The 13,085-nt window shown below is 38.6% G+C and carries 9 protein-coding genes; 1 reads left to right on the top strand and 8 read right to left on the bottom strand.

Translation table 11 applies throughout. The features are described from left to right. Positions 1 to 59 precede the first annotated feature (59 nt). The 4 genes from mrcB to JG479_RS12230 form a co-directional block, all read right to left on the bottom strand. Positions 60 to 2,402, bottom strand: a complete 2,343-nt coding sequence (gene mrcB, locus JG479_RS12215; RefSeq protein ID WP_024604976.1) for a penicillin-binding protein 1B — start codon at positions 2,400 to 2,402, stop codon at positions 60 to 62. Between the two features lie 150 nt (positions 2,403 to 2,552). Next, positions 2,553 to 3,782: an ammonium transporter gene (locus JG479_RS12220; protein WP_024596272.1), complete on the bottom strand. Its 1,230-nt coding sequence runs from the start codon at positions 3,780 to 3,782 to the stop codon at positions 2,553 to 2,555. 9 nt (positions 3,783 to 3,791) lie between these two features. After that, positions 3,792 to 4,130 (bottom strand): P-II family nitrogen regulator, encoded by a 339-nt coding sequence (locus JG479_RS12225; RefSeq protein WP_004587162.1) that lies wholly within the window; start codon positions 4,128 to 4,130, stop codon positions 3,792 to 3,794. Positions 4,131 to 4,341: 211 nt separating this feature from the next. Further along, positions 4,342 to 5,565 (bottom strand): diguanylate cyclase domain-containing protein, encoded by a 1,224-nt coding sequence (locus tag JG479_RS12230; protein WP_002958922.1) that lies wholly within the window; start codon positions 5,563 to 5,565, stop codon positions 4,342 to 4,344. Positions 5,566 to 5,930: 365 nt separating this feature from the next. Here JG479_RS12230 and JG479_RS12235 point away from each other — a divergent pair, with 365 nt between their 5' ends. Then, the gene (locus JG479_RS12235; protein ID WP_200219410.1) at positions 5,931 to 7,448 is read left to right on the top strand and encodes a S10 family peptidase; all 1,518 of its coding nucleotides are present in this window, start codon (positions 5,931 to 5,933) and stop codon (positions 7,446 to 7,448) included. Positions 7,449 to 7,487: 39 nt separating this feature from the next. On the opposite strand, the gene JG479_RS12240 is transcribed toward JG479_RS12235, so the two are convergent. From JG479_RS12240 to JG479_RS12255, 4 genes are all read right to left on the bottom strand, one after another. Further along, positions 7,488 to 9,719, bottom strand: coding sequence for an ATP-binding protein (locus JG479_RS12240; protein WP_200219411.1), 2,232 nt, complete (start codon positions 9,717 to 9,719; stop codon positions 7,488 to 7,490). Beyond that, on the bottom strand, positions 9,706 to 10,515 hold the full coding sequence (locus tag JG479_RS12245) for a phosphate/phosphite/phosphonate ABC transporter substrate-binding protein (protein ID WP_182670812.1): 810 nt from the start codon (positions 10,513 to 10,515) through the stop codon (positions 9,706 to 9,708). The genes JG479_RS12240 and JG479_RS12245 overlap by 14 nt, the downstream gene beginning before the upstream one ends. Positions 10,516 to 10,602: 87 nt before the next feature. After that, entirely contained in the window at positions 10,603 to 11,268 is a 666-nt protein-coding gene (locus tag JG479_RS12250; protein ID WP_200219412.1) for an START domain-containing protein, read from the bottom strand. Further along, positions 11,269 to 12,792: a CYTH and CHAD domain-containing protein gene (locus JG479_RS12255; protein WP_024596277.1), complete on the bottom strand. Its 1,524-nt coding sequence runs from the start codon at positions 12,790 to 12,792 to the stop codon at positions 11,269 to 11,271. Between the last annotated feature and the right edge of the window lie 293 nt (positions 12,793 to 13,085).

Below are 13,085 nucleotides of genomic sequence, written 5' to 3' on the forward strand. Positions count from 1 at the left end.
ACTACAACTTACAACAAAGCCGCTAAATAAGCGGCTTTGTTGTTTAAAGTAATCTTAAATTAACGTATGCATTGCGGCCTAGGCTCGAACTCACTCGCCCTAAGCGGTAGCTGAATCACCTTGCCACATCCTGGTGGTGCCTGCTTACCCGTTTGCTCATTTACAAATGCCCAGCGAATTGATGGTGGACGAGTATCAGCTATTGCTTGTGGGTTAAGCGGCTTTAAGTAACGAATATACGCTTCTAATGCGCCTACGCTGCCTGTTAAACCAGTGCTTTTGTTGTCATCTCGACCAAGCCACGCAACAGTCACTGTATTTTGATCAAAGCCTGCAAACCAACTATCACGTAAATCGTTGCTGGTCCCTGTTTTACCAGCGAGCTGGATTGACGGAAAGTGTAAATTTAAGCGTTTAGCAGTGCCATCTTTCGTTACGCGTTTCATCGCGTATTTGGTCATATACATTGCAGATTTATCAAAACGAGGCTCTGCATTTACTTTATGCTTATAAAGTACTTTACCAACAGAGTCAGTTAATGCCGAAATTGCAGTGAGCTTTTTATATTCGCCATCTGCAGCAATTGTTGTATAAAGCTGAGCCACTTCAAAACTCGACATTTCAACAGCCCCTAAAAGCAGCGATGGGTATTCGTCTATCGCCCCTGTTGCGCCTAAACCTTTCAATGTATTTACTACTTTATCAACACCTACATCGAGGCCTAAATTAACCGCTGGGATATTTATACTGTTACTAAATGCTTTATAAAGCGCAATTGCACCACGGTATTGGTGGTCAAAATTTTCTGGTTGCCACACTTTACCTTGCTCATTTGTGACCTGTACTGGCGAGTCATCAAGCAAAGTAGCTAAATTATAATGTGGCAATTGCAGTGCGGTTAAATACACGGCAGGTTTTACAAGCGAGCCTATATTACGTTTTGTGTCTAAAACACGGTTAAATCCTGAATAGCGAACATCGCGACCAGCAATAAGTGCAGAAACACCGCCTTTTTCTACATTAACAGAGATCATGGCTGCTTCTAGTTTTTCAGTTCTAGGGCGATTTTCCAAGTACGGTAAACTCTTTTCAATCGACTCTTCCATTGCTGTTTGCTTTTGTAAGTCAAAATAAGTAAATACTCTTACGCCTGCATCAAGTGTTTGCTGATCAGGTAATAATTCATTTAACTCTCTGTTTACTAGCTCTAAATAGCCTGGGTATGATTTTTGTAAACTGGCTTTCATTGGCGCAATATCAATTGGGCGATTAAGCGATGCACGGTACTCTTTTGTGCTAAGTAACTTATTTTCGACCATTAGACGTAGCACTAAGTCCCTGCGCTCCATTGTGCGCTCTTTATAACGACGTGGGTTGTAATAAGATGGGCCTTTAACCATTGCCACCAGCAGAGCAATTTGATCGTACTCAAGCTCGTCTACAGGCTTTGAAAAGTAAAAGTCAGAGGCAAGCCCCATACCATGGATGCCTTGGTTGTATGATTGCCCTAGGTATACCTCATTTAAGTAAGCTTCTAATATCTGATCTTTTGAATAGCGATAATCTAAAATAAGGGCAATAAAGGCCTCATTTATTTTTCGTACTAAAGAACGCTCACGCGTGAGGTAAATATTTTTAGCTAATTGCTGAGTAAGCGTACTGCCACCTTGAACGGTGCGTCCCGCTTTAATATTTGAATAAAGCGCACGTAAAATAGAAAACACCGACACACCATGGTGATCATAAAAATCACGGTCTTCAACCACCAGTAGCGTATCTTTAAGCATGGCTGGGAACTTATCTAGCGGTACAAATTCTCTATCTTGTTTAGAATCGTTGCCAATTCGCGCTATTTGCACAGGTTCTAGGCGAGCAGAGTTTAAACGCCTGCCGAACTTATCTTTAATGGTCGCAACTTTTTGCCCTGCAAAACGAAGTTCAATAATATGTGATTCTTCAAGGCCATCATAAAATTCAAAATCACGGCGATAAATCTTGATGCTATCTGCTGTTTTAACAAACTGCCCTGTTCTGCTTAATCTATTAACAGATGAATAATGTAGACGCTCTAACTCAAACACAACTTCTTGGCTTGATAAAAATTGCCCCGGATAAAACTCCATAGAACGAGCATACACTTGCGCTGGAAGTTGCCATTTATTACCTTCAAATATACGTGTTGTTTTTGAATCTAAATAAATGAAATACATTGCCATTGCAATAAAAACAGCCAAGCTGAATTTCCAAAACACTGACCATGTTTTTCTCATAAAAGAGCGTTTTACAGTGGGCTTAACTGTTTTTTTACTGCCCTTTGATGTGCTTTTTTTTGTCGTGCTTGACGATTTACTTGCACGTTTAGCTGCAGGTTTGCTGGTAGGTGTTTTTTTATTGTCGGCCATTTAAGTGTAATTTATTCCAAGGGTTATTCACGAGTGTGAGCTTAGCATATTGGGCATATCCTAACATCCGAAAAGTTAACCCCCCCTGAAACAAAAAAAGCCCTACTGAAGTAGGGCTTTGTGTAAACACACTATTATTTAAATAAACTATTAGCTATTTCGAACAGAAACAAACTCTGGGTAGGCTTCAATACCACAATCGTGTTGATCCATACCGTTTAGTTCTTCCTCTTCAGTTACTCGTATACCCATTGTTTTGTTAAGCACAGTCCAAACAATAAATGATGCTACAAATACAAAGGCAAGAATACACACTAAACCAATTAACTGATTAACAAAGCTTGCATCACCATTGGTTAGTGGTACTAACATAATACCTAATGCACCACACACACCGTGTACAGAGATAGCACCTACTGGATCGTCAATCTTAACTTTATCAAGTGCTATAATGCTAAACACAACTAATGAGCCACCAAGTAAACCTAGTAAACATGCCATTAATGGAGAAGGTGAAAGTGGGTCTGCAGTAATTACAACTAAACCTGCTAATGCACCGTTTAATACCATGGTTAAATCTGATTTGCCCCAAAGTATCTTACATACAAACAGTGCAGCAATAGCACCCATTGCAGCAGCTGCATTAGTATTAAGTAATATTTGACCTACCGCAGTTGCGTTTTCTTTATCCGAAAGTAGTAATTGAGAACCACCGTTAAAGCCAAACCAACCCATCCATAAAATAAATGTACCTAGTGTAGCAAGTGGTAAGTTTGAACCTGGAATTGGGTATATTTCACCGTTTTTACCATATTTGCCTTTACGAGCACCTAGGATTAATACACCAGCTAGTGCAGCAGCTGCACCTGCGCCATGTACAATTGCAGAACCTGCAAAATCTACAAAGCCCATTTCAGATAAGAAACCACCACCCCATGTCCAGTAACCTTCAATAGGGTAAATAAAACCAGTTAGTACTACAGCAAAGCCAAGGAAAGCCCATAGCTTCATACGCTCAGCAACTGCACCCGATACAATCGACATAGCCGTTGCAACAAATACTACTTGGAAGAAAAAGTCAGATTCTAAAGAATGGTCAGCATCAGCAGCCTGTGTGCCAATTAAAGCGCCTATTGAAGGAATAAAACCACCTTCGGCATTGTCGACATACATAATGTTGTAGCCAACTAATAAAAACATCGTACATGCAATTGAATACAGCGCGACATTTTTAGTTAAAATTTCAGCTGTGTTTTTAGAGCGAACTAAGCCCGCTTCTAACATGGCAAAACCTGCTGCCATCCACATTACTAATATACCTGATATTAAAAAATAGAAGGTATCGAGTGAAAACTTTAGTTCTATTATTGTATTTTCCATGAGACCCCCTTAAATTGCTTCTTCGTCAAGTTCGCCAGTACGGATACGAACAATTTGATCTAAGTCGTACACGAAAATTTTCCCGTCACCGATTTTACCTGTTGATGCAATTTTAGTAATTGCTTCAACAACGCGTTGACAATTTTCAGTACGAGTTGCAATTTCAAGTTTGATCTTAGGAATAAAATCTACTTGGTATTCTGCACCACGATATAACTCAGTATGACCTCGTTGACGTCCAAAACCTTTAACATCAACTACTGTCATCCCCTCAATTCCTAAATCAGCGAGTGCTTCACGCACGTCGTCTAATTTAAATGGTTTTATGATTGCACTAATCATTTTCATAGCGGCCCCCTCGGACTCTTTATTGTTATCCTGTTGGGTTAAACAATCCAACCTTTGTGCCACTATTTTTATATTTTTTAAAACAATAAGTTAGTGAAAAACAGAAACTAAATAACAAAAAAAACGCACCAATTAGGTGCGTTAATTTAACAAGTTATCTACATTGGTGCGTACAATATATTAATTGCATGCTTAGCTTTATACAACAGAGTTATACCACGCAGTTTCTACCTTGGTTTTTAGCTTCGTATAATGCTTTGTCAGCAACACGCATTGCCTGCGTCAAGCTAGTGTCTTGAAAGTCTGCCAAGCCTATACTTGTAGTAATTTTAATTGATTTATCGCTGATAGAAAAATCGTAACTAGCCAGCTTTTTTCTAAATGCTTCAAAGTATTCTCGACCACGTTCAAGCTCTATCTCAGGTAATATTATGGCAAACTCTTCTCCACCAACCCGTGCAACTGTAAACTTTGAAAACGTAGTACGGATTAATGAACCAACCTGCTTTAAAGCCTGATCGCCACCCTCATGGCCTAATGTATCGTTAATATTTTTGAAAAAATCGATATCTAACAATGCGAGAGTATTTTTCTGGTTTTTACTTTTAAGGAGCTTTTCTGCATATTGATAAAAATAGCGTCGATTATGAAGCCCTGTTAAATGATCCCTATGCGCGCTTTCTTTAATATCTGAAATTAACGATAGTTGCTCCATTGTTTGAAGTACTCGACAATGAAACTCCTCATTCATAAATGGCTTTGTTAAAAAGTCATTGGCGCCATATTTAATAAATCGCGCTGATAGGCCATGTTTCCCCGCGCCCGACAAGCCAATAATTGCTAAGTCGTCTCGGCCTCTAAAGTTACGTACCGCTTTAACAAGTTCAAAGCCATCCATAGAAGGCATAGCGTAGTCGGTCATAAGTAGCTTTATATCAGGATTAGCTTTTAATATTTCGAGTGCTTGTTGTCCATCGTGGGCATCTGTCACATCAAACAACTGCTTTTCAAGCATTTGCTTCATTAACGAGCGGCTCAGTAATGAATCATCTGCTACTAATGCTTTACAACCTTGGTTTCTTAGCAATTGCGCAACGAGTTTAACGGCGTAATGGTAAGAGTCGCGATTATCTTTAATAACATAATCAACTACACCTAATTCAAGCATTTGTTGGCGCTTGTACTCATCTATTTTTGAGGTTAAAACAACCGTAGGAATCTTTTTAGATAAAGTATATTTTGCGACTTCACCGTGAGGAGCATCTGGCAAGGTTAAATCAACTAACGCAAGCGTGTAGTCGTATTTTTCTACGTAAGTGGCACATTCAGCTAAAGACCAAGCAAAATCGATTGCCACATCAAGGTATTGTGCAGTTAAGTGGCGAAGTACCTGCTGCACTACTTTACTGTCTTCAACCACTAATACTCTTTGCATAAAGCTTCTCTTTACCTTTAATTAGTTTTACCACAAAACGACAAATACAACGCTATTACTGCAATAGCATTAGTCATAAACATCCGGTGTAAAGTGCACTTATTGTGCTTGAAAGCGTAATCCGTTAGATTTTTTTGGTGATAGCCTGTATAAAAAATCAATACAAGTAGGCCGCAATATACCTGAATTTTGCAATTAACTAAATAAAGAAAGTAAATCCAAAATAACTATAAAAGCGATTAATACGCGTCTTTCAATGTATTAATACCTTACTTAACCAGTATTATCGGCCACTAGTCTCAATACTTTTGTTATTTAACTCATTTTTATCTTTAATGATGTATCAACAATAATAAGGACACCTAATGAAGCTTAGTCGTATTATCAGTTTACCGATAACCGTTATTGCATTAATAATTAGTACAAGCACGCTTGCCGATAACCAACGTCGTATTGATGTAGACAGCAAAGTAGTTACCCAACATAAGGCTAAAATTAATGGCCAGCGTTTTAGTTATACCGTAGCTACAGGCACACAACCTGTATGGGATGATAAAGGCGACGCGGTTGCTACACTACAATACACCTACTACACACGTGACAAAGTTGACGACAGAACAACTCGCCCATTACTTATTTCATTTAATGGCGGGCCAGGTTCGGCTTCTGTATGGATGCATCTTGCTTATACTGGCCCTCGCGTATTAAAAATTGATGACGAAGGCTATCCAATTCAACCTTACGGCGTAAAAGACAATCCATATTCCGTACTTGATATTGCCGATATTGTTTACGTAAACCCAGTAAATACAGGCTATTCTCGCGTACTTGAAAACGAAAAAGGCGAACTGCCTTCTAAAGCAAAACAAAAAGAGCTATTTTTTGGTGTTAATGCCGATATTAAATACCTTGCTGAGTGGTTAAATACTTTTGTAAATAGAGCCCAGCGCTGGCGCTCGCCTAAATTTTTAATTGGTGAAAGCTACGGTACAACACGTGTATCTGGACTCGCTCATGAGCTTCAAAACAGTCAGTGGATGTACATAAACGGTGTTGTTCTCGTATCACCTACCGATATTGGTATTAAGCGCGACGGTCCGATTAAAGCCGCTAACCGCCTACCTTACTTTGCTGCGACTGCTTGGTATCACAAAGCACTTAACGCCGATTTACAAGCTAAAGATCTTGATGAGTTATTACCTGAAGTTGAAGAGTTTACTGTAAATGAGTTAATCCCAGCGCTTGCTAAAGGTGGTTTTATTAATGCTGATGAAAAGCGACGCATAATTACAAAAATGGCGCACTACGCAGGCTTATCAGAAAAGTTTGTTGAACAAAATAACTTAGATATTCCAACTCAGTTTTTCTGGAAAGAGCTACTACGTGAACGTGGTCAAACTATAGGCCGCTTAGATTCTCGTTATTTAGGAATAGATAAACGCGACGCAGGTGAATCCCCAGACTACTGGGCTGAACTTACCTCTTGGTTACACTCTTTCACTCCTGCAATTAATCACTACTTACGTGAAGAGTTAAACTATAAAACTGATGTAAAATATAACTTATTTGGTAATGTCCATCCATGGGATAGAACCGGTAATAATACAGGCGAAAATCTACGTTTAGCAATGGCGCAAAACCCTTACTTAAACGTGATGATCCAATCAGGATACTTTGATGGCGCAACCAATTACTTTGACGCTAAATATACGTTATGGCAATTAGACCCAAGCGGTAAAATGAAAGACCGTTTGAGCTTTAAAGGCTACAGAAGCGGACACATGATGTACCTTCGCCACGCTGATTTAGAAAGCTCTAATAACGATTTACGTGACTTTATACAGCATGCTTTACCCAAAAAAGGGCAAGCGGCTAAATACTAAAATACCTAAAACAAAAAATGGCTCTTTAAGAGCCATTTTTTATGTGCGTTTTTCATATCGTAAACAATAGCTTTTAAGTTGTGTGACTACAGCGTTAAAGCGCTCTTCCAGCTGCTGTATATATTCATTTTTGACTGTTTCGTTTTCTGCCTGCGTTTCTATCTGCTGGCATATATTTGCCAACTCAATAGCCCCCACAGACTTTGAAGATGACTTTAATGCATGAGCCTGAAAAGCTAAATCAACATAGTTTTTACTCTTAGCATACGCGTTAGCTAATTTAATTTGCTCCCCTGCTGTTTGTAAAAACGCATTAAATACCATGCAATGTACGCTAGGATCATCACCAAGCATTGCTTTTAGTAGCGTAATATCTAATTGATCAAAACTATCTGAAGCTATATTTTCACCATCTGATTTTTCTGAACGTGTATTGACCATAGTTTGAGAATGCTCCATCAATAACGACTTTAATTTAACAAGCTCAATAGGCTTGGTTAAAAAGCCATTCATTCCACAAGTATAACAATTATCTATGTTGTTTTTGGTAATGTTGGCCGTAATTGCAATTATAATCAGTTCATCAAAATGAGTGTTTTCGCGTATTTTTTTGGCTAACCCTAACCCATCGAGTAAGGGCATTTGAATATCGGTTAGTAAAATATCAAAGCGTTTATTTTGTATGGCCTCCCAAGCTTGCTCACCATTACTTACAAAAGTAGAACACACTCCAAGCATGGTTAATTGCTGCCTTAATACTTGCTGATTTGTAACCTGATCCTCTGCTACTAAAACCTCAAGCGTAGGAAGAGTTACTGTATCTAAACTTTGAAGTGTTATTTGAGGAGATTGCACTTGTGCTGGCAAGTCAGTTTGATCAAAGCTGTTAAAGTTTAGTGTAAAACAAGAACCTTTGTGCTGCTCACTTTGCGCGCTTAAAGAACCCTGCATACGCTCTACCAGCTGCTTAGTTATCACTAAACCAATACCCGTACCGTTTACTTTACTGGTTTCAGCGCCTAAGCGGTCAAAAGGTTTAAATAGGCGAGAAATATCATCTGGAGCAAATCCACATCCGGTGTCTGTTACATCTATTTCGCATTGTTTATTACTTAACACCCGGCAATTTATATTAATGCTGCCATTTGGTTTGTTGTATTTAATCGCATTTGAAAGCAAGTTAAGCATCACTTGTTTAAAGCGGCGCTGATCAATATAAATACTCAACCCTTCTAAGGACTCAAAACCGTGAGTTTGCAGTGTTATTGATTGCCCTTTAATAAGCTCAGTGACAAACTCTACTGACTCTTCTAATATGCTTTTAATAGGCACATAAGAAAAACTAAACTGCATATTACCCGACTCAATAGCCGTTAAATCAAGCACATCGTCTATGAGTAATAGTAAATGCTCCCCAGCTTGATAAATGCTTTTCGCGTTTTCTTTTTGTACTTTATTAGCACTCTCATCATATCCATACAGCTGGGCTAAGCCTAAAATTGCATTTAATGGAGTTCTTAATTCGTGGCTCATACTGGCCATAAAATCTGACTTTGCTTTACTTGCAGACTCAGCTTGAATTCGTAATGCATTTAATTTTTGATGGTTATTCGCAACCTCATCAACCATATTATTAAATGCATTTATTACACTGCCCACTTCATTTTGTTGTTGTTTATCTATATGGCAATCAAAGTCGCCTTTAGCTAAACGTGAAAACCCAAGTTTTAGCGTCCTCAAAGGCGATGTAACCCTGTAATCCACCAGCCAAGCCAAACCTATAAAAACGATAACTAAAATAATAAATTGTATATATATTAAGGTGTAATGAAGTTTTGAAGATTCGTTAATTTCATTCGTAAAATTAACAACCAAGCTAATATTAGCCAGCGGTTTGTCTAAAAATATCACCTGTTGAGATAACAGCATGTCGCCGTTCTCATTTGCTCCAACCCAATTCTCAAGCGGATACAATTGGTTTTTTGAATCAACATCAACAATTTTAATACTTTTCCAATTAGGGCGAGTTTGAAGTTGACTGTCTATTTCTTCATATAGCTCTGCATATTGCCTAGTTAACAACGGAGTCGTTATAGAAGTCGACAACTGCGCTAAAGAACGCTGAGCAGCCTTTGAAAGGCCATCGTTTACCCAGCGCGCTTGTTCCGGTAAGGCGTAAAACATAAAAAGACAGGCCATAAGCAAGCCACAAAGCAATACCACAATAAAGCTTTGTGCTCTTAGGCTACGAAACCCTCTAATTTTCAACATAAAAAGAGCGCAACCCCCACTGAGTTAACTGCTGATACTCTGCTAAAGTTGCAATACTAGGTTTAATAATTGGGATACCTGCAAGTAAATGTTTATGCTCTGCGCTTTGCCCTATATCTAAAATAGCTTGCTGTACTTTTAACTGTATTGCAGCATCAACCCTTGGGTGGGCGACAATTGGGTGGCGACTAATTTCACGCGTTTTATAAAGAATTTTAAGTTTATTTTGTAAGCTTTCTGGTTGTTGTTTAAATGTGCCCATTACACCACCGCCCGCCATTGTTGAGTGCAGTGCTACATTTAAATATACCGATGGATGAGTTTGGACATATACAGGCTTTATTGTTAGCCCATATAACAATGCTAAATCAGCTCTCATTAATAATGACGCACCTAATGCGTTAGGTGCAGGGAATGCTATTTCAGCGCCCTCTAGTTGGCTTAAATTATCAATATCACTGTCTTTGTTTACGAGCAAAATACCTTGCAGCTTTCGCCCTGCATCTTTTATTAGTGGCAAATATCCCTGTTTTTCGTATGCTACAACACTGTGCCATGGATTCATGTATGCAAAGTCGTATTCGCCATTAGCAAAGGCTTTTTCAAATACAGGAATAGACTCAACTGTAATTAGCTTTATTGTTACTCCCGTTTGCTTACTTACTTGCTTTAACAAAGGTTGCCAAATAGTATTTAGCTTTTGCGGCTCGTATTGCGGCACTACACCAAAGGTATATTCTTGAGCTAATAAGAATGAGCTGTGTATCAAACATAATATAGCCACTAAATACTTCATCAATTCTCCAAATAATAGCGTGTCATTATTGCTTAAGCGTAGTTAAAGACTACTCAACACACCATTAAATTATTATATATTCGATATTTAGCATTGACCTGCTTTGATTATAGGTAGTTTTGGAGTGTATTTTTTATCTGTGAGCATATGATGCAAGTTCATAAATGTGGTGTAAGTACTTTTCAATCCGACCTTATTGCTTAGCCAAGTAGGTATTGCCCCATCAGGCAAAGCATATACTTGGTACTCAATATCAAGGCGGCCTTTGTCCTCACTCAGTAGCCAGCGTGCATTTAAAGTAGTAATTCTTATGACGCCATTATTTCTGGGCTGCTTATTAGGGCGAGCATTAATAAGCAATTGGCTTTTATTTGCAGTTAACTGTGAATAACAAGAATAAGTAATGCTATCTCTATCTCTAACAGGCCAAGGAGAATTAAAATAACTGTACACTAAATTTTCTGATGGGCTTATGTGCTCAATAACCTTTACCTGAGATATATTTTCGAGCCATTGGGGGGCGGCATCGGTATCACTAAGTAATTCTAAAAACTCATTGGTGGATACGCCTTTCACGCTCATCTGCGCTTTTACTTCAAAGGTATTATCACTGTGGCTTTGATAATACACACTTACGCCATTTTTGTTTTTATACAAATGCCATATAGGCTCAGCGTAAGTGTTAAAACTAACTAATAAAAAAATAACGAATAAACACTTTTGCAACTGAATTTCATTACAAAAGCGCATCATTTATTTTTGCCAGTAAGGTTCTATGTCAAGTGAAGCAAGGCGACTTTGCTCCATGGCACTGACCAAATATTCAGACTTTTGTTCAAGCCATGACTGGATTTTAGCAAGCTGTTCGTCTTCTTGCCCTGCACATAATTGCTTTAAATACTCAAGCGTACTTAATTCATAAATACCATGAGAAATATCAAGCCAAGGCAATCTAAACTCTAGGCGTTCTTCTTTATCAAATAACGATCCTAAACAGTTACCGCTCAGTAGGCTATTTTCAAGTTGAGTGCGCAGGTTTAAATACGAAGCGACATCGAGTGTTTGCTCCTTTGGAAGCAACTCGTGCAGGTTTTTCCAGTCTTTATTAAAAAGCCTATTGGCAATAGACGACACATTTTGCTCAGCCGCTTGAAGCTCTGCTTGCCCCCAGTCTTTACGCCATTGCTTATCGATTAACCAGGTAGTTAACGATAGTAATAAACGATTATAACGTGCGCTGTGAAACAGTGCATTTATATCGTCAATGCTTGGCTGTAACTCTTTTAAGTCGCCAATGACTTGAGCAAGTGCTGGCGCCGCATTAATTTTTTTATAAAAAGCATGGCGTTTAGACGTGTACGTTTTTAATTGAATCGCGTTTTCTACCCACGCTAACTCACTTAATAACCATTTAAGTTCGGTACGTAAGTGCTCTGTACTTTCTTTAGATACTATATCGTCGTATAGCCAAAAAGTATGGCGGATTAAACTGATGCCGTCAGTTACGCGTTTAAGTGTTTTTAAACTTGGCTTATCGAAATAGCATTGCTCGTGCTTTTGTACAAAGCGAATGCCAAAGTTCATGGCTTCAACTAAAGCACGCTCTTGAGTAGTCGACTTTGGTAATTGTACAAAACCAATAGATTTGCTTGGCATTAAAGGTTTTTCATCAGCAAGTCGATAACCACGCGCGGCCTTAGAATACAAACCTAAGCGTATGCAGTTTTGGCTAACTAGTATATCTGCAAATGCAAACAGCTCATTACGACTGCCCTCAACTAGCTCAATTTCTAGCTCGCTAATAATTTCAATTTTACCCGAAGCCGCAATTTCACCTTTATCTAGCACAACTTCAATTTTAGCGCCACTTTCGGTTTCAATTAACCAAGTACGACGAATAAAGTTAGTACTAAATATTGGATACAGGTTTTTTGAGATGGCGCTTATTTGCATGCCATGAGGCCAAATATCAGCATCAAACGCCATTAAATTAGGACGGCTTGATTCAATTGGTAAATTGTACTCTGGACGTTGGTGTAAACCACCTACCACTTCACCTGCAAGCTTTATAGTTTGCTCGCATTCGCTGTCAGAACAACGCGTTCTAAAGCCTATATCAAGCGCTCTAAGCTCTCTGCTTGGCGTATCGTAGTATGCATTTTGTAAGCTGCGAGACGGTTTATTCTTCACCGTTTTTGCAAATTGAGTAATTAACGAGGGGATCAGTGGAATAACGGCATCTGATACCAAAAATTTCAGTTCTATCTCAGTATCCATTCGGTTTTCGGATTACCTTTAAAATAAATAAGTGCTCAAAATAAACAAAGCGCCTTAACAATGCAAATTTTTTAACCTTATTTTAGGGCCTGATGACCTTTGCGGATTAAAATTCGTTCTATCTAGGGGCAATTTAATCACAGCGTGAGGTTTGTAACCTAGTGGACTCGATAACTACTCCTGCGTTACCGTACTGGGTTACAATATCAGTCTTGCTATTGATCTATTTAATCCATACTATCTAACTACTTATGTGAAATAAAAATCACGTTCATAACGGACGCAGTTAGATC

The sequence above is a fragment of the Pseudoalteromonas sp. LC2018020214 genome, from assembly GCF_016598755.1.
Taxonomy (GTDB): Bacteria; Pseudomonadota; Gammaproteobacteria; order Enterobacterales; family Alteromonadaceae; genus Pseudoalteromonas; species Pseudoalteromonas distincta.